This is a genomic window from Rhizobium phaseoli, assembly GCF_001664385.1.
GTDB classification, from domain to species: Bacteria; Pseudomonadota; Alphaproteobacteria; order Rhizobiales; family Rhizobiaceae; genus Rhizobium; species Rhizobium phaseoli.
Map to the genome: position 1 here is coordinate 4,383,685 of NZ_CP013532.1, position 17,833 is coordinate 4,401,517.

Consider the following 17,833-nt stretch of genomic DNA (forward strand, 5'->3'; position numbering starts at 1 on the left):
CCATTTCGCCCAAATCGCTGCATACTGCCAGTCGACATGTCTTCGCATGGCGAGAAAGTGCGTTTCGCAGTCGCAAGACAAATTGAACTTCCTGTGACAAGAAGTTAAGAATTTTCTTCGCGGGTGCAGCATGCCCGCGTCTGAACGACGGAGGAGACAGTTTTGCCCATTTCCAAGATACTCGTTGCCAATCGCTCTGAAATAGCCATCCGCGTGTTCCGCGCGGCCAACGAGCTTGGAATAAAAACGGTGGCGATCTGGGCGGAAGAGGACAAGCTGGCGCTGCACCGCTTCAAGGCGGATGAGAGTTATCAGGTCGGCCGCGGGCCGCATCTGGCCCGCGATCTCGGGCCGATCGAAAGCTATCTGTCGATCGACGAGGTGATCCGGGTCGCCAAGCTTTCGGGTGCCGACGCCATTCACCCCGGTTACGGCCTCTTGTCGGAAAGCCCGGAATTCGTCGATGCCTGCAACAAGGCCGGGATCATCTTCATCGGCCCGAAGGCCGATACGATGCGCCAGCTCGGCAACAAGGTCGCGGCGCGCAATCTGGCGATCTCGGTCGGCGTGCCCGTCGTGCCGGCGACCGAGCCGCTGCCGGACGATATGGCCGAAGTGGCGAAGATGGCGGCAGCAATCGGCTATCCCGTCATGCTGAAGGCCTCCTGGGGCGGCGGCGGCCGCGGCATGCGCGTCATCCGCGCCGAAGCCGATCTCGCCCGCGAGGTGACGGAGGCCAAGCGCGAGGCGATGGCCGCCTTCGGCAAGGACGAGGTCTATCTGGAAAAGCTGGTCGAGCGCGCCCGCCACGTCGAAAGCCAGATCCTCGGCGACACACACGGCAATGTCGTGCATCTCTTCGAGCGCGACTGCTCGATCCAGCGCCGCAACCAGAAGGTCGTCGAGCGCGCGCCCGCACCCTACCTCTCGGAGTCGCAGCGCCAGGAACTGGCTGCCTATTCGCTGAAGATCGCAGCGGCGACCAACTATATCGGCGCCGGTACCGTCGAATATCTGATGGACGCCGATACCGGCAAATTCTACTTCATCGAGGTCAATCCGCGCATCCAGGTCGAGCACACGGTGACCGAAGTCGTCACCGGCATCGACATCGTCAAGGCGCAGATCCATATCCTCGACGGCGCCGCGATCGGCACGCCGGAATCGGGCGTTCCCGCTCAGGCCGATATCCGCCTGAACGGCCATGCGCTGCAGTGCCGCATCACCACCGAAGATCCCGAACACAATTTCATTCCGGACTACGGCCGCATCACCGCCTATCGCTCGGCTTCCGGCTTCGGCATCCGGCTTGACGGCGGCACCTCCTATTCCGGCGCCATCATTACCCGTTATTATGATCCGCTGCTCGTCAAGGTCACGGCCTGGGCGCCGAACCCGTCCGAAGCGATTTCCCGTATGGACCGGGCGCTGCGCGAATTCCGCATCCGCGGCGTCGCCACCAACCTGACCTTCCTCGAAGCGATCATCGGCCACCCGAAATTCCGCGACAACAGCTACACCACCCGCTTCATCGACACGACGCCGGAGCTGTTCCAGCAGGTCAAGCGCCAGGACCGCGCGACGAAGCTCCTGACCTATCTCGCCGATGTCACCGTCAACGGCCATCCCGAGGCCAAGGACAGACCGAAGCCCTTGGAAAACGCCGCCAAGCCGGTGGTGCCCTATGCCAATGGCAACGGGGTGAAGGACGGCACGAAGCAGCTGCTCGACACGCTCGGGCCGAAGAGGTTCGGCGAATGGATGCGCAATGAGAAGCGCGTGCTTCTGACCGATACGACGATGCGCGACGGCCACCAGTCGCTGCTCGCCACCCGCATGCGTACCTATGACATCGCCAGGATCGCCGGCACCTATGCGCACGCGCTGCCGAACCTCTTGTCGCTGGAATGCTGGGGTGGCGCCACCTTCGACGTCTCCATGCGCTTCCTGACCGAAGATCCGTGGGAGCGGCTGGCGCTGATCCGCGAGGGCGCGCCGAACCTGCTCCTGCAGATGCTGCTGCGCGGCGCCAACGGCGTCGGCTACACCAACTATCCCGACAATGTCGTCAAATATTTCGTCCGCCAGGCGGCCAGAGGCGGAATCGATCTTTTCCGCGTCTTCGACTGCCTGAACTGGGTTGAGAACATGCGGGTGTCGATGGATGCGATTGCCGAGGAGAACAAGCTCTGCGAGGCGGCGATCTGCTACACCGGCGATATCCTGAAATCCGCCCGCCCGAAATACGACCTGAAATATTATACCGACCTCGCGGTCGAGCTCGAGAAGGCGGGCGCCCATATCATCGCAGTCAAGGATATGGCGGGTCTGTTGAAGCCGGCGGCGGCGAAGGTGCTGTTCAAGGCGCTGCGCGAGGCGACCGGCCTGCCGATCCACTTCCACACGCATGACACGTCGGGCATTGCGGCCGCGACCGTTCTGGCAGCCGTCGAAGCCGGTGTCGACGCCGTCGATGCGGCGATGGATGCGCTTTCCGGCAATACCTCGCAGCCCTGTCTCGGCTCGATCGTCGAGGCGCTCTCCGGCTCCGAACGCGATCCGGGCCTCGATCCGGAATGGATCCGCCGCATCTCCTTCTATTGGGAAGCGGTGCGCAACCAGTATGCCGCCTTTGAAAGCGACCTCAAGGGCCCAGCCTCGGAAGTCTATCTGCATGAAATGCCGGGCGGCCAGTTCACCAACCTCAAGGAACAGGCCCGCTCGCTGGGACTCGAGACCCGCTGGCACCAGGTGGCGCAGGCCTACGCCGACGCCAACCAGATGTTCGGCGATATCGTCAAGGTGACGCCCTCCTCCAAGGTGGTCGGCGACATGGCCCTGATGATGGTGAGCCAGGACCTGACGGTCGCCGACGTCGTCAGCCCCGAGCGCGAAGTCTCCTTCCCGGAATCGGTGGTGTCGATGCTGAAGGGCGATCTCGGCCAGCCGCCGTCGGGATGGCCTGCAGCACTGCAGAAGAAGGCACTAAAGGGCGAAAAGCCCTATACGGTGCGTCCCGGCTCGCTGCTGAAGGAAGCCGATCTCGATGCCGAGCGCAAGGTCATCGAGACCAAGCTGGAGCGCGAGGTCAGCGACTTCGAATTCGCTTCCTACCTGATGTATCCGAAGGTCTTCACCGACTTTGCGCTCGCCTCCGATACCTATGGCCCGGTCTCGGTGCTGCCGACGCCTGCCTATTTCTACGGGCTGGCCGACGGCGAGGAGCTGTTTGCCGATATCGAACGAGGCAAGACGCTCGTCATCGTCAACCAGGCGATGAGCGCCACCGACAGCCAGGGCATGGTCACCGTCTTCTTCGAGCTCAACGGCCAGCCGCGCCGCATCAAGGTGCCGGACCGGGCCCATGGGGCGACGGGTGCGGCCGTGCGCCGCAAGGCCGAGCCCGGAAATGGTGCTCATGTCGGTGCGCCGATGCCCGGCGTCATCAGCCGCGTCTTCGCCTCATCCGGCCAAGCCGTCAGCGCCGGTGATGTGCTCGTCTCCATCGAAGCGATGAAGATGGAAACGGCGATCCATGCGGAAAAGGATGGAACGATTGCCGAAATCCTCGTCAAGGCCGGCGATCAGATCGATGCCAAGGACCTGCTTGTCGTCTATGCCGCTTGAGCCTAGCCGAGAGGCTTGTTCAGTTGGCTGGCTGCCTCACCAATCACCTGATTGTGTGTGATCGGGCTGTCGGAAGCACGATTTTTCGAAGCGTTTACGGCCTCCTCGCCTTGCCTGGCGAGGAGGCTTTCTCATAGACTTGAAGTCGTATATCCGCCCCAAGACCAACCAGGACATTCTCTCCATGAGCAAGTTGAAGTTTGCCGTCATCGTCGGCAGCACGCGTATTGGCCGTTTCGCCGAACATCCGGCCAAGTGGATCGCCGGGCTCGTCGGCCAGCGCTCCGATCTCGAAGTCGAGGTTCTCGATCTTCTCGACTATCCCATGCATTTCTTCGGCGAAGAGCGCGCAACGACAGCGGAAAGCGAAGCCGCCGAGCGCTGGAAGAAGAAGCTGCGCGAATTCGACGGCTTCATTTTCACCGTCGCCGAGTACAATCATGCGCCGACGGCGGTTCTGAAAAATGCCATCGATCTCGGCGAATTCATCCAGAAGCCGGTCGGCTTCGTCGGCTATGGCGGCGTTGGCGGGGCGCGCGCCGTCGAGCAGCTTCGCCTGATTTTCGTCGAAATGAGTGCAGCTTCGGTCAAAACGGGCGTTCATATTGCCTTCAGCGAATATCTTGCCGTTCTCAAGGACGGCAAGCAGCTTGGGGACTATGCGCATCTCAACGAAGCCGCCAAGAACATGCTCGATCAGCTGACCTGGTGGGGCAACGCCTTGAAGGCCGCGCGCGCCGTCGTGACGGCCGCTTGATCGGAATGCCGGCGGTGCCGGGTGACAGCCCGGCACCGTCTTAAATATCGTAGCTATGCGCCGCGTTGATCGTCGAGATGAACCGCTTGGTGCGTTCGCGCTGCGGCGCCGTGAAGATAGCTCTGGCGCTGCCCGTTTCCACCACGCTGCCGGCTTCCAGGAAGACGACGTCATTGGCGATCTTGGAGGCGAGACGCAGATCATGGGTCGCCATGACCATGGTCGTGCCTTCACGGGCCAACTGGCCCAGCACATCGACCACTTCCGCCGAGAGTTCCGGATCGAGCGCCGAGGTCGGCTCGTCACACAGAAGCACGCGCGGCGACGGCGCGAGCGCCCGAGCGATTGCCACGCGCTGTTGCTGGCCGCCCGATAGTGTCGAGGGCCAGGCATCGGCCTTGTGCGCCATGCCAACCTTGGTCAGGAGTTCGGTGGCGCGTTCGCGGGCTTTCTCCTTAGGCCATTTCAGCACCGTGACCAGACCTTCCATGACGTTTTCGATCGCGGTTTGATGCGGGAAGAGCTGGAAGTTCTGGAAGACCATGCCGGTCTGGCGGCGGATTTTCTGAATCGCCTGCCAGCCGATGCGTTTGCCGGGCGCGAAGGAAAGCTCTGCCTCGCCGAGGCGGATTGCACCTGATGTCGGGATTTCGAGCAGGTTGATACAGCGCAGCAGCGTGCTTTTGCCGCCGCCTGAGGGCCCGACCAGCGCCGTGACGCTGCCTTCGGGGATGCGAATGCTGATGTCCTTCAGGATGATGGCATCGCCGAAGCGCTTTTCGATGTTGGAAAGCTCGATCATGCGTTTGCCTCCAGCATGCCGCCATAACGCGCGAAGCGGCGTTCCAGCCGCACCTGCAGCTGCGAGAGGATGGAGCTCAGGACCAGATAGATCAGCGCCGCCTCGATATAGAGGATCAGTGGCTCATAGGTGGTGGCGACGATGCGCTGAGCTGCCTGGAAGAGTTCCGGCACGGTGATGGCGGCGGCAAGCGACGTGTCCTTCACCAGCGAGATGAAGGTATTCGACAGCGGTGGCACGGCGACGCGGCCGGCCTGCGGCAGGATGGTGCGGCTCATCGCCTGGCGCCAGCTCATGCCGATCGAATAGGCTGCTTCCCACTGGCCCTTGGGCACGGAGGAGATGACGGCGCGGATGATCTCGGAACTGTAAGCGCCGATATTCAGGGTAAAGCCGATGAGGGCGGCGGGAAAGGCATCGAGCAGAATGCCGATGCTCGGCAGGCCGTAAAAGATCACGAAGAGCTGCACGAGGAGCGGTGTGCCGCGGATGACCCAGACATAGAAACGGGCGACGACCACGACCGGCGCGGGACCGAAGAGGCGGGCGATCGCTGTGACCAGGCCGAGGATCAGACCGAAGGTGAAGGACAGCAACGTGAGGGGGATGGTGAAGACCAGCCCCGCCCAGAGGAGCGAGGGGAGCGATTCCGCCATCAGTTGAAGCCAGTGCTGCAAGGAATTCCCTCTCGTCGGTTGGATGGCGATATCTCGAATACCTCTCCCCAACCCCTCCCCACAAGGGGGAGGGACTTATCAAGTCTTTCGCTCCGCACAAAACAGCAACCGAACCGCTGGCCGAAATCGTTTTGTTTGAGATGTCGCGGTTGGCTGTTAAGCCCCTCCCCTTTGTGGGGAGGGGACTTTATTCCAGAAACTTACTTCGAAACGTCCTGGCCGAAATATTTGTCGGCGATCTTCTTGTACGTACCGTCGGCCTTGATGTCGGCAAGCGCCTTGTTGATTTCGGCGAGAAGCTCCGGCTCGTTCTTGCGGATGATGATGCCGGAGTAGTCAGCATTTTCCTGCTGGGCGGCAATCTTCACCGGCGCATCCGGCTTATGCTTCTTGAAATCGAGGAAGGAGAGGCTGTCGTTGATCGTCGCATCGGCGCGCTTCGTCAGCACGAGCTGGATCGACTGGTCGAAACCGTCAGTGCCGACGAGTTCTGCGCCAGCTTCGGTCGCGAGCTTGCCGAAGTTGCTGGTCAGCGACTGGGCGGATTTCTTGCCCTTCAGATCGGCGAAGGTCTTGATGCTGTCGTCGCCTTCGCGGACAATCAGCACGGCCTTGGACGCGATATAGGGTTCGGAGAAGTCATATTTCTGCTTGCGGGCTTCGGTGATGCCGACCTGGTTGATGACGGTGTCGTAGCGCTTGGCGTCGAGGCCGGCGATCAGTCCATCCCACTTGCCTTCAACGAATTCGGCCTTGACGCCCAGCTTGGCAGCGATGGCTTCGCCGATCTCGACGTCGAAGCCGACGAGCTTGCCGCTTTCATCATGATAGGTGAAGGGCGCATAGGTGCCTTCGGTGCCGATCTTGAAGACGCCCGCCGATTTGATGGCGGCAAGGTTTTCGCCGGCATGGGCGGGCAAGAGGGCTGCAGCCTGAATGAGGACAGCGGCGGCGGCGGTTTTCAACCAGTTCATTGTTTTATCCATCCTTGGGAGGTTGTGATCGGATCCGGCATAGTTTGCAGAAAACTAGGGCGCCGGAAGCGTAGAAAACTGCGAATAAATGCAGAAACTGCAAAATATTTTTCTCAGCCCCCAGCGCCCATGGGACGCCTTGTTTCATCGCTTCAGAAAACGTGTAGCCGTGCATGTTGTCTGCACGGTCATAAACGTTTATGCATGTTTTCACCACTTAAACACATGACCCGGTAGGAACATGCAAGATTTTCTGTTGCGAGAGCGCCAAGGGGTGATTTCCGAGCGGCTGCGGCTGAACGGCCGCGTGCTGGCGGCGGAGCTTGCGCTCGAATTCGGCGTCTCCGAAGATACGGTGCGGCGCGACCTTCGCGAGATGGCGGCGGCGGGACTCTGCGAGCGGGTCTATGGCGGCGCCTTGCCGGTCTCGCCGGCGCATGGCAGCCTGACGCAGCGCATCGGCATTGCCGCCGACCGGAAGCAGGCACTGGCGCGGGCCGCAGCAAAACAGATCGCCGCCGGCCTGACGGTGTTCTTCGATGCCGGCAGCACCAATCTGGCGATTGCCAATGCCTTGCCGGCCGAACTCGAACTGACGGCTGCGACCAATGCGCCGGCGATTGCCGCGGCGCTGATCGACAAACCCGCCGTCAGCGTCATCCTGATCGGCGGCATGATGGACCGGCAAACCGGCGGCGCGCTCGGCGCCAAGGCCCTGCGGGATATGGAGCAAATTTCGCCCGATCTCTGCATCCTCGGCGCCTGCGGCGTCGATCTTGAGGCCGGCATCACCGCCTTCAGCTTCGAGGATGCGGAGTTCAAACGGTTCGCCACGTCGAGAAGCAGAAAGGTTCTGGCGGCCGTAACCTCGGAGAAGTTCGGCACCGCCGCCCCTCACAGCATCCTGCCGGTTGCGCATTGCGAATGCCTGGTCGTCGAGCACGACGCTGATCCAGCCGTCCTCGCCGGCTACCGCGAGCGCGGCTGCCGGACCGTCATCGCCGAGAAAACGAACTGAAGCCGCCCAAGCGGAGTTTAGAAAACGGGTGCTCCCAAGACCCGATAACGAGGAAAGACTGAAAATGGACAGTCATGTGAATGCGCCGTCGGGGGTCCGCAGGGGCTTCCTTACCAGAAGCAGGGCGGCGGTTTCCCTGCTCTTTCTCATGAACGGCTTTGTCGTCGGCTGCTGGGCACCGAAGATCCCTGATTTCGCCGAGCGTCTCGGGCTCTCCAAGTTCGAGCTCGGGCTGATGATCATCGTCTTCGGCGTCGGCTCGCTGGTCATGATGCCGATCGCCGGCGCCCAGATCGCCAGACATGGCTCGCGTGTCGTTGTCCGGGCGACGGCTGTCTGCGTGTTGCCGTTGCTTCTGGCGCTGACGCTCGCGCCGAACGTCATCACTGGCGCAATCGCGCTCTTTCTGTTCGGCGGCTTCATCGGCGCGATGGATGTGGCGATGAACGCCAACGCGGTCTCGGTCGAACAATCGATGCGCCGCGCCATCATGTCCTCCTGCCACGCCTTCTGGAGCCTCGGCGGCCTGATCGGCTCCGGCCTCGGCGGCATCGTGATCGCCAAGCTCGGCATTCTCGGCCATGCGCAGCTGGCGACCGTGCTGGCGGCGATCTTCCTTGCCCTCGCCTGGCCGATTATCCTTGCGGATCCGCCGCATCCCGACGCCAAGAAGGAAAAAACCAGACTGCCGATGGTGCCGCTGCCATGGCTGCTCGGCTTGATGGCGCTGTTCTCGATGGTGCCGGAAGGTGCGGTTCTCGACTGGGGCGCGCTCTACCTTCGCCAGGAAATGAATGCATCCGTGGCCCTATCAGGCCTTGGTTTTGCAGCCTTCTCGGCGACCATGGCGATCATGCGCTTTGCCGGCGATCTGGTGCGCGACCGTTTGGGCGGCGTCAAGACGCTGCGGGTCTGCACGCTGTTTGCCATTGCCGGCATGCTGCTTGCGAGTTTCGCGCCGGACGCCGAGATAGCCATTCTGGGCTTTGCGCTGTGCGGCATCGGCATTTCCAACATGGTGCCGATCGCCTTCTCGGCAGCCGGCAACATCCCCGGCCTGAAGCCCGGCATCGGCATTTCGGTCGTCACGACCATGGGCTATTCCGGCATGCTGGTCGCGCCGTCGGTGATCGGCTTCGTCGCCGAGCATGTCGGTTTTGCGATCGTTTTCATGGCGCTGCCGGTGCTGCTGCTCGTCGTCCTCCTGTTCTCCAAGCTCGCCCATTATGCCGACGGCGTCTCCGGAGGCGGCCACTGAGCCGCTTCCAAACAAAAGTGATACAGGGGGCGGTTGACAAGCCGCTGGGCTTGATCCACCTGAAAGGCACTGTTTCTAGAGCGCGGGCAGTCTTTCAGATAAGGCTTCGCGCTTTAGGTCTTTGTTTTACGCATGTCGTCACCGCAGACCGCTGCAGATTGTTGCGCGACATGTTTTAGGGGTGCAAAAACTCTTTATGTCTTCAGCCGCCGATTTTGATCCGAAACCGCGCCGCGCTTCCATTGCCGTCGATGTCGGCGGCGTCGTCGTCGGCGGCGGCGCGCCGATCGTCGTGCAATCCATGACGAACACCGATACCGCCGATATCGACTCGACCGTCGCCCAGGTCGCGGCCCTCCACCGCGCAGGCTCGGAGCTGGTGCGCATCACCGTCGACCGCGACGAGAGTGCGGCTGCCGTGCCGAAGATCCGCGAGCGGCTGCTGCGGCTCGGCATGGACGTGCCGCTGATCGGCGACTTCCATTATATCGGCCACAAGCTGCTCGCCGATCATCCCGATTGTGCCGCAGCGCTGGCGAAATACCGCATCAATCCCGGCAATGTCGGCTTCAAGGACAAGAAGGACAAGCAGTTCGCCGAGATCATCGAGATGGCGATCCGCTACGACAAGCCGGTGCGCATCGGCGTCAACTGGGGTTCGCTCGATCAGGATCTGCTGACGGCGCTGATGGATCAAAATGCCGCCGCCGGCTCACCGCTCTCGGCCCGCCAGGTAACGCGCGAGGCGATCGTCCAGTCGGCGCTGCTTTCGGCAGCGCTTGCCGAGGAAATCGGCCTGCCGCGCAACCGCATCATCCTCTCGGCCAAGGTCAGCCAGGTGCAGGATCTGATCGCCGTCAACTCCATGCTCGCCGAACGCTCGAACCATGCGCTGCATCTCGGTCTGACCGAAGCCGGTATGGGCAGCAAGGGCATCGTTGCTTCGTCGGCGGCGATGGGCTTCGTGCTGCAGCATGGCATCGGCGATACCATCCGCGTCTCGCTGACGCCCGAGCCGAACGGCGACCGTACGCGCGAAGTCCAGGTGGCGCAGGAAATCCTCCAGGTCATGGGCTTCCGTCAGTTCGTGCCTGTCGTTGCCGCCTGTCCCGGCTGCGGCCGCACGACGTCGACGGTGTTCCAGGAACTGGCCCAGAACATCCAGAACGATATCCGCAAGAATATGCCGGTCTGGCGCGAGAAATATCCGGGTGTCGAGGCGCTGAATGTCGCCGTCATGGGCTGTATCGTCAACGGACCGGGTGAAAGCAAGCACGCCGATATCGGCATTTCGCTTCCCGGCACCGGCGAGACGCCCGCAGCACCGGTTTTCATCGACGGCAAGAAGGCGCTGACGCTGCGCGGCCCCAACATTGCCGCTGATTTCGAAGCACTTGTCGTCGATTATATCGAGAAGCGCTTCGGCCAGCGGACCGCGGCGGAATGAAGACCGGCGGGGTTAGATGAGCCGGTACTGGTCGCCCATCGTCAGCAAGCTTCGGCCCTATGTCGCGGGGGAACAGCCCCGTATTCCCGGCCTGATCAAGCTCAACACCAATGAGAATCCCTACGGGCCGTCTCCCAGGGCGCTCGAAGCGATCGGGCAAGCGGCGGACGATCGTCTGCGGCTCTATCCCGATCCGACTGCCACGGAATTGCGCGAGACGATCGCCCACCGTTTCGGTTTGGCGGCAGATGAAGTGTTCGTCGGCAACGGCTCCGACGAGGTGCTCGCCCATTCGTTTCAGGCGCTGCTGAAACATGAGCTGCCGCTTCTCTATCCGGACGTCAGCTATCCTTTCTATCCAGCCTATAGCCTGCTATACGACGTCGAGACGGTCGAAGTGCCTGTCGATGACAGGTTCCGGATCCTGTTGGCGGATTACGACAGGCCGTGCGGCGCGATCCTCATTCCCAATCCGAATGCGCCGACCGGCATCGGCCTGCCGCTTGCCGAGATAGAGACGCTTGTCACCACGCATCCGGATGCAGTCGTTGCGATAGACGAGGCCTATGTCGATTTCGGGGCTGAAAGCGCTGTCCCGCTCATTTCCGAATATCCCAATCTGCTGGTCATCCAGACCTTGTCGAAATCCCGCTCGCTTGCGGGTCTGCGCGTCGGGTTTGCGCTAGGGCAGCGGCATCTGATCGAGGCGCTGGTGCGCGTCAAGGACAGCTTCAACTCCTATCCGCTCGATCGTCTGGCGCAGGCCGCCGCGACGGCCGCGATCAAGGATGAGGCGTGGTTCGAGACGTGCCGGAGGAAGCTTGTTGCCAGCCGGGACGCTCTTGTCAGGGACCTCGAAACATTGGATTTCGAGGTGCTGCCGTCTCAGGCGAATTTCATTTTCGCAAGGCATGAAAGCCGGCCGGGCGCCGCACTTCAAGCCGCGCTGCGGGAGCGCGGCGTGCTCGTCCGACATTTCGCCAAGCCGCGTATTTCGGAATTCCTGCGCATCAGCATCGGCACAGACGAGGAATGCGCCCGTCTGGTGTCCGCTCTCAAAGACATATTGGCCGCCTGATCTAACTCTTCCGGTCGGCGATGAAATGCGCCGCGGCAATGAGGGTCGATGCACGCACGCCGTAGGGAGCCAGCAGCGCCTCGGCGTCGGCGACATGCCGGCGGAGTTCGGTCTCGGCCCATTCCATCCCGTGCAGTGCCACGAGCGTTCCCTTGCCGCGGGCCGCATCCTTGCCGGTCGCCTTGCCCATGGTTGCGGCATCCGAGGTCAGGTCGAGAATGTCATCGGCGAGCTGGAAGGCAAGACCGATCTTTTCGCCGAAGGCGCGCAAACGCTGGCGATCGTCCTGGGGGCTTCCCGCGAGGATGGCGCCGGCCTCGCAGGCAAAGCGGATCAGCGCGCCCGTTTTCATCGCCTGTAGCCGGATGATGCCGGCCTCGTCTGGCGCCTGTTTTTCCGCCGCGAGATCGAGCGCCTGGCCGCCGGCCATGCCGCCGAGACCGGCGGCGCGCGCAAGAGCCAGCACCAGCGATGCCTTGCTGGTATCGGGAAGCGCAGTTTCCGGTGCTGCCACGATGTCAAAAGCGTAGGTCAGCAGGCTATCGCCAGCGAGGATCGCGGTGGCTTCATCGAACTTGACGTGCACCGTCGGTTTGCCGCGGCGTATGTCGTCATCGTCCATGGCCGGCAGATCGTCATGCACGAGGGAGTAACAATGCACGCATTCGAGCGCGGCGCCGATACGAAGGGCGGCCTGCGCATCGCCGCCGAGAAGCGCGGCGCTTTCGACCACCAGGAATGGGCGCAGCCGCTTGCCGCCGTTCAGGACGGCATAGTGCATGGCGCCGCGCAGGGTCTCGGGCCTGGCGATTTCGTCGGAAAGGGCGTTCGGCAACAGCAATGCGTCGAGCAGCGCCTCGATCTCGCGGGCGTTGTTCTTCAGCCTCGTCTCGAAAGTGTCCCGGTTCGCGTCCATCGGCGCTGTTTGGCATGGGGCAAGAGGGCTTGCAACGGAATTGTCGATGGCCGGCGCAAGATTTCCCATGTGCTCTGGCATAAGCGCCTCACAGGCGTTATGAGAACGACAGGGAGCGAAGTGGACTGGGGACATTTTGGATATAGCGCCGGAGACAGAGGATATCGCCGACATGCCGGCCCGTCGGCGTTGGTTCGAAAATCGGCCTATGCTGAAGCGCATCGTGCTTGCCGTGCTGGCGCTGGTCATCCTTCCCTACGTGCTGATCTTTTTCTATCTGCTGCCTTTCATCCATCCGGTCTCGACGCTGATGCTGCGCGACCTCGTGCTGTTGCGCGGTTATGACCGCAGATGGGTATCGCTGGATCAGATCTCTCCGGCGCTGGTGCAGTCAGTGATGATGTCCGAGGACGGGCAATATTGTTTTCATGGCGGCGTCGACTGGGCCGAGATGCGCATGCTGGTCGAGGATACGCTGAAAGGTCAGGCAACGCGCGGCGGCAGCACCATCCCGATGCAGACGGCCAAGAACCTGTTTCTCTGGAACAGCCGCTCCTTCGTGCGCAAAGCGATGGAGCTTCCGCTCGCCGTCTCCACAGATTTCGTCCTGTCGAAACGGCGGCTGATGGAAATCTACCTCAATATCGCCGAATGGGGTCCCGGTATCTACGGCGTCGAGGCGGCAGCCCAGCATCATTTCAAGGTACCGGCCTCGAAGCTGACGCGGCGGCAGGCATCGCTGCTGGCCGTCTCGCTCCCGAACCCGATCGACCGCAATGCCGGCAAGCCGGGACGCGGCCTTCGCCGGCTGGCCGGCGTCATCGAGAGGCGGGCGCAGGGCTCGGGCGAATACATCAAGTGCATCTATGAGTGAGATCAGAACTTGTCGTTAGAAGGACCAAGCGTCATCTGACATTCTTGGTTCTGCCATATGGGCGGTGCAGTGAAACCAGAGCCCCTCGAGTCGCCCATGACCACCACGACCTTTTCGCCCGAGCTTCTCGCCTACTCGAAGACCCACAATCCAACCCCGCCTGCCCATCTCGGCAGCCGCTACCGCAAGGTCGGCGGTTTTCTGCCGGAAGCCGGCAATACCATCGTCTGCCATATCGAGAAGGGTTCGCAGACGCAGACGGCGCTGATCGAGGCGCGTGAGACATATCTGGCGATGCCCGAGGCCGCGCAGTTCCTCTTCACGCCGATCTCCAGCCTTCACATGACGCTTTTCGAAGGGCTCATCGAGACCCGGCGCCGGCAGGATTGTTGGCCGGTCGATCTCCCTATCGAGACGCCGATCGACGACATGACCGCGCTGATGGCGGCCCGGCTTGAAGGATTCTCGATGGCCGAGCCCTTCAAGGTGGCCATCGTCGAAGCTCGCCCGTCGGGGCTGCTCGTCGACGGGGCAACCGAGAAGGACCGCAGGGTCATGCGCGCCTGGCGCAATGCCTTTGCCGATCTTCTCGGCTATCGCCAGCCGAACCATGAGGACTATAAGTTCCACGTGACCTTCGCCTATCCGATCGAACGGCTGGCTGACGAGGCCTTGCCGCGTTGGCAGGCGATGCTCGACGACGTGGCCGACGAGATCCGCCGCAAGACGCCCGTTTTCGAGCTGACGCCACCGGCCTTCTGCGTCTTCGAGGACATGAACCATTTCCACGAATTGCTGATCTTCGATTTCGACGCCTGAACGGGAGAAACTCATGGAGAGACCGACGCTCTACATCGCCAACAAGAACTATTCCTCCTGGTCGTTCCGGCCATGGATCGCGCTGACGGGCGTCGGCATCGATTTCGAGGAGGTGCTGATCCCCTTCGACTACCCTGGCGGCAATTGCGACATCAAGGCCATCTCGCCAAGCGGCAATGTGCCGGTCCTGCAGCACGGCGCATTGAAGATCTGGGAATCGCTGGCGATCATCGAATATGCCGCCGAGCTTTATCCCGAAGCTTGCCTTTTGCCGAGGGATCGCGCTGCGCGGGCGCTCGCCCGTTCGGTTTCGATGGAAATGCTGTCGGGTTTCCGGGCCCTGCGCGGCGCCTGCCCGATGAACATCCGCCGGCCGAGGGCCAGGATCGTCTTGCCGGATGGTGTCGATGCCGATGTCCGCCGCATCGAGACGATCTGGCGCGACCTCCTGGAGAAATCCGGCGGACCGTTTCTCTTCGGCGCCTTCGGGGCCGCGGATGCGATGTTTGCGCCTGTCGTCAATCGGTTCGACATTTATGATCTTGTCCATCGAGACGACACGCTCGCTTATATGAGGACCATGAAGGCGCATCCGGCCTGGCGGAAATGGGAAGACGCGGCCCGTGCCGAGCGTTGGATCGTGGCGGAAGACGAAGTCTGAGTGAGGAATCATCGTCTCGCAAAAAAAATTCACGGGGACTGGTCAAGACCGCCCCTTGCATGTATAAGCGCGCAAAATTTCCGAAATCGCGACATGTCCGTTTCGGCCGCCAGTCTGGCCGTGGGAATGTTTTGCCCGCAAGTGGAGTAAGAGAAATGGCTGTACCGAAGAGAAAAACGAGCCCGTCCAAGCGCGGCATGCGCCGTTCGGCTGATGCGCTGAAGGCTCCGACCTATGTCGAAGACAAGAATTCCGGCGAACTGCGCCGCCCGCATCACATCGACCTGAAGACCGGCATGTATCGTGGCCGCCAGGTTCTGACGCCGAAGGAAAGCGCATAATTTTTCGATCCGGCTCGTCCGATCGAAGGTTTTCAAGGCCGGTGTCACGCCGGCCTTTTTGCATTTCCCGGTGGCGCGGTGATCTGTAAATATAATATTTGCAGCGGCTTGAAGTGAGACGGCGGTTTACGGCAGTATTCTCTTAGCGCCAGGAGATTTGCCGATGATAGCCGCAATGCCGCTGATGATTATCCCGTTTATTCTTTACAATCTGGCGATGCTCGGCCTGATGGGCGATGGCGGCATTGCAGTGCTGCAGCATGATGTCATCGTGCTGTCGATGCTCTCAGGCGCGATCTGGAGCATGGCGCTCGGCGATCTCTTTATCGTCGTAGCGCTTGTCGTGTTGTTCTTCGAAATCCTGAAAGCGACCAGAACCGGTCCCGGCAACCTTTTGAACCACATCTTGTCGATGCTGGTGTTCATCGCCTTCCTGGTCGAGTTTCTGCTCGTCCAGGATGCTGCGACGCAGGTGTTCTTCATTCTGATGACGATCGCACTGATCGATGTGATCGGCGGTTTTGCCGTTTCGATCCGAAGCGCCGGGCGGGATGTCTCAATCGGCTTATAGGTTGTCGAGCTTGTTCTGAAGGGCGCGGAGCTGTTCCTTCAGCTCGTCGATATCCTTGGCCTCGGCCTTGCGGCTTTCCTTGGCCGCGGGCGGGGTCATGAAGGGCGAGAACATCTGCATGGCCTGCTGAAACAGCTCGGTGTTGCGGCGGACCTGGTCCTCGACCATCTGCATCGGCAATTGCAGGTTCTTGCCGAGCGGCGTCTCGCCGAAGGCGCGGTTCACCTGCTCGCGCATCTGCGCCTGCTGCTCGGTGAAGGCGCGCATCGAATGTTCGAGAAAGCTCGGCACGACCATCTGCATCTGGTCGCCGTAATAGGTGATGAGTTGGCGCAGGAAAGAGATCGGAAGCAGCGTGTTGCCGGTCTTCGATTCCTGTTCGAAGATGATCTGGGTCAGCACCGAATGGGTGATGTCATCTCCGCTTTTTGCATCCTGGACGATAAAATCTTCGCCTTTCTTCACCATCTCCGCCAGATCTTCCAGCGTCACATAGGTGCTGGTGCCTGTATTGTACAGGCGGCGATTGGCGTATTTCTTGATGACAATCTGACCCTCATTCTTCGCCATATCAGTCTCCTGAACCCCCGTCTGATTTATGGATGTTCCTCCACTTCAGACTGTAAACGCAAAAGAAGGCTGGTGACAATCTCTTTGTGCGATGCGGCAAACCTTTAACAGATCATGCGAATCGGCTTTGCGGGCCGCCGCCGAAAAATGCCGGCGGCCGGTCTTCGCGTTTGACTTGTGCTCAAAGCTTTGCCAGTTTCCCCTTATGTAAGTGGGACGAAAAACGAGGAGCCTCCCCATGAGCAATTCATCCGTCGTCATCGCCAGCGCAGGTCGAACAGCAGTCGGTTCGTTCAACGGCGCTTTCGCAACGGTCCCCGCCCATGAACTCGGCGCGGCGGTCATTAAGGGCGCGCTCGCGCGCGCCGGCGTCGATGCCGGCGAAGTGGATGAGGTGATCCTCGGCCAGGTGCTGGCCGCAGGCGAAGGCCAGAACCCCGCCCGCCAGGCGGCAATCAAGGCCGGCATTCCGAAGGAAGCGACCGCCTGGGGCGTCAACCAGCTCTGCGGCTCCGGCCTGCGCGCAGTCGCGCTCGGCATGCAGCAGATTGCCACCGGCGATGCCAAGATCATCGTTGCCGGCGGTCAGGAATCCATGTCGATGGCGCCGCATGCCGTGCACTTGCGCGGCGGCGTCAAGATGGGCGACGCGAAGATGGTCGACACGATGATCAAGGACGGCCTGACCGATGCCTTCCATGGTTATCACATGGGCATCACCGCCGAGAATATTGCGCGACAGTGGCAGCTTTCGCGCGACGAACAGGATCAGTTCGCCGTCGCTTCGCAGAACAAGGCCGAGGCCGCCCAGAAAGCCGGCCGCTTTACCGATGAGATCATCCCCTATGTCATCCAGACGCGTAAGGGTGATGTTACGGTCGATGCCGATGAATATATCCGCCACGGCGCCACGCTGGAGGCGATGGCCAAGCTGCGCCCGGCCTTCGACAAGGACGGCTCGGTGACCGCTGCAAATGCGTCCGGCCTGAATGACGGCGCCGCAGCAGCAGTGCTGATGAGCGAAGCGGAAGCGGTCCGCCGCGGCATCCAGCCGCTCGCCCGCATCGTTTCCTGGGCAACGGCGGGCGTCGATCCTTCAATCATGGGCACCGGCCCGATCCCGGCGTCCCGCAAGGCGCTCGAAAAGGCCGGCTGGTCGGTCGGCGATCTCGATCTCGTCGAAGCCAACGAGGCTTTTGCCGCGCAAGCCTGCGCCGTCACCAAGGATCTCGGTTGGGATCCTGCCATCGTCAATGTCAATGGCGGGGCAATTGCCATCGGCCATCCGATCGGCGCTTCCGGCGCGCGAGTTCTCAACACTTTGCTGTTCGAGATGAAGCGCCGTGGCGCGAAGAAAGGCCTGGCCACGCTTTGCATCGGCGGCGGCATGGGTGTCGCCATGTGCTTCGAAGCACTCTAATAGCATACGATACGATCCGTCAT

17 protein-coding genes are annotated in these 17,833 nt (G+C 61.6%); 12 read left to right on the plus strand and 5 right to left on the minus strand.

Annotated features, from left to right (window positions below; genetic code table 11):
• The first annotated feature begins 162 nt into the window (after window positions 1–162).
• Complete coding sequence (gene pyc, locus AMC88_RS21050; protein ID WP_004674717.1) at window positions 163–3,627, plus strand: pyruvate carboxylase; 3,465 nt, start codon at window positions 163–165, stop codon at window positions 3,625–3,627.
• Window positions 3,628–3,811: 184 nt separating this feature from the next.
• A complete protein-coding gene (locus tag AMC88_RS21055; protein WP_064825872.1) occupies window positions 3,812–4,384 on the plus strand; it encodes an NADPH-dependent FMN reductase in 573 nt (190 codons plus the stop codon).
• Window positions 4,385–4,424: 40 nt separating this feature from the next.
• On the opposite strand, the gene AMC88_RS21060 is transcribed toward AMC88_RS21055, so the two are convergent.
• The 3 genes from AMC88_RS21060 to AMC88_RS21070 form a co-directional block, all read right to left on the minus strand.
• Window positions 4,425–5,186 carry an amino acid ABC transporter ATP-binding protein gene (locus AMC88_RS21060; RefSeq protein WP_004674297.1) on the minus strand — a complete coding sequence of 254 codons (762 nt, stop codon included), beginning with the start codon at window positions 5,184–5,186 and terminating at the stop codon, window positions 4,425–4,427.
• Complete coding sequence (locus AMC88_RS21065) at window positions 5,183–5,863, minus strand: amino acid ABC transporter permease (protein ID WP_004674295.1); 681 nt, start codon at window positions 5,861–5,863, stop codon at window positions 5,183–5,185. The genes AMC88_RS21060 and AMC88_RS21065 overlap by 4 nt, the downstream gene beginning before the upstream one ends.
• Window positions 5,864–6,063: 200 nt before the next feature.
• A complete protein-coding gene (locus AMC88_RS21070) occupies window positions 6,064–6,837 on the minus strand; it encodes an amino acid ABC transporter substrate-binding protein (RefSeq protein WP_010017259.1) in 774 nt (257 codons plus the stop codon).
• A gap of 241 nt (window positions 6,838–7,078) precedes the next feature.
• On the opposite strand from AMC88_RS21070, the gene AMC88_RS21075 reads away from it, so the two are divergent.
• The 4 genes from AMC88_RS21075 to hisC all read left to right on the plus strand — a co-directional run bounded on the left by AMC88_RS21075 (window position 7,079) and on the right by hisC (window position 11,638).
• A complete protein-coding gene (locus tag AMC88_RS21075; protein ID WP_037115523.1) occupies window positions 7,079–7,855 on the plus strand; it encodes a DeoR/GlpR family DNA-binding transcription regulator in 777 nt (258 codons plus the stop codon).
• A 64-nt stretch (window positions 7,856–7,919) separates the two neighbouring features.
• The gene (locus AMC88_RS21080; protein WP_064822979.1) at window positions 7,920–9,113 is read left to right on the plus strand and encodes an MFS transporter; all 1,194 of its coding nucleotides are present in this window, start codon (window positions 7,920–7,922) and stop codon (window positions 9,111–9,113) included.
• 196 nt (window positions 9,114–9,309) lie between these two features.
• Window positions 9,310–10,560 carry a flavodoxin-dependent (E)-4-hydroxy-3-methylbut-2-enyl-diphosphate synthase gene (ispG, locus tag AMC88_RS21085; protein ID WP_064822980.1) on the plus strand — a complete coding sequence of 417 codons (1,251 nt, stop codon included), beginning with the start codon at window positions 9,310–9,312 and terminating at the stop codon, window positions 10,558–10,560.
• A 16-nt stretch (window positions 10,561–10,576) separates the two neighbouring features.
• A complete protein-coding gene (gene hisC, locus AMC88_RS21090; RefSeq protein ID WP_016736292.1) occupies window positions 10,577–11,638 on the plus strand; it encodes a histidinol-phosphate transaminase in 1,062 nt (353 codons plus the stop codon).
• Window position 11,639: 1 nt separating this feature from the next.
• Here hisC and AMC88_RS21095 read toward each other — a convergent pair whose 3' ends face one another.
• Window positions 11,640–12,554: a polyprenyl synthetase family protein gene (locus AMC88_RS21095; RefSeq protein WP_029531871.1), complete on the minus strand. Its 915-nt coding sequence runs from the start codon at window positions 12,552–12,554 to the stop codon at window positions 11,640–11,642.
• Between the two features lie 136 nt (window positions 12,555–12,690).
• Here AMC88_RS21095 and mtgA point away from each other — a divergent pair, with 136 nt between their 5' ends.
• The 5 genes from mtgA (at window position 12,691) to AMC88_RS21120 (ending at window position 15,820) form a co-directional block, all read left to right on the plus strand.
• Window positions 12,691–13,428: a monofunctional biosynthetic peptidoglycan transglycosylase gene (gene mtgA / locus AMC88_RS21100; protein ID WP_016736291.1), complete on the plus strand. Its 738-nt coding sequence runs from the start codon at window positions 12,691–12,693 to the stop codon at window positions 13,426–13,428.
• Between the two features lie 96 nt (window positions 13,429–13,524).
• The gene (locus tag AMC88_RS21105; RefSeq protein WP_010025517.1) at window positions 13,525–14,247 is read left to right on the plus strand and encodes a DUF1868 domain-containing protein; all 723 of its coding nucleotides are present in this window, start codon (window positions 13,525–13,527) and stop codon (window positions 14,245–14,247) included.
• A 13-nt stretch (window positions 14,248–14,260) separates the two neighbouring features.
• Complete coding sequence (locus tag AMC88_RS21110; RefSeq protein ID WP_010025518.1) at window positions 14,261–14,908, plus strand: glutathione S-transferase family protein; 648 nt, start codon at window positions 14,261–14,263, stop codon at window positions 14,906–14,908.
• 155 nt (window positions 14,909–15,063) lie between these two features.
• A complete protein-coding gene (gene rpmF, locus AMC88_RS21115; RefSeq protein ID WP_003543812.1) occupies window positions 15,064–15,249 on the plus strand; it encodes a 50S ribosomal protein L32 in 186 nt (61 codons plus the stop codon).
• A 163-nt stretch (window positions 15,250–15,412) separates the two neighbouring features.
• Entirely contained in the window at window positions 15,413–15,820 is a 408-nt protein-coding gene (locus AMC88_RS21120; protein ID WP_004674268.1) for a hypothetical protein, read from the plus strand.
• On the opposite strand, the gene phaR is transcribed toward AMC88_RS21120, so the two are convergent.
• Window positions 15,815–16,390 carry a polyhydroxyalkanoate synthesis repressor PhaR gene (gene phaR, locus AMC88_RS21125; protein WP_004674265.1) on the minus strand — a complete coding sequence of 192 codons (576 nt, stop codon included), beginning with the start codon at window positions 16,388–16,390 and terminating at the stop codon, window positions 15,815–15,817. The genes AMC88_RS21120 and phaR overlap by 6 nt on opposite strands.
• A 238-nt stretch (window positions 16,391–16,628) precedes the next feature.
• Here phaR and AMC88_RS21130 point away from each other — a divergent pair, with 238 nt between their 5' ends.
• Complete coding sequence (locus AMC88_RS21130) at window positions 16,629–17,810, plus strand: acetyl-CoA C-acetyltransferase (protein ID WP_012485594.1); 1,182 nt, start codon at window positions 16,629–16,631, stop codon at window positions 17,808–17,810.
• Window positions 17,811–17,833 lie beyond the last annotated feature (23 nt).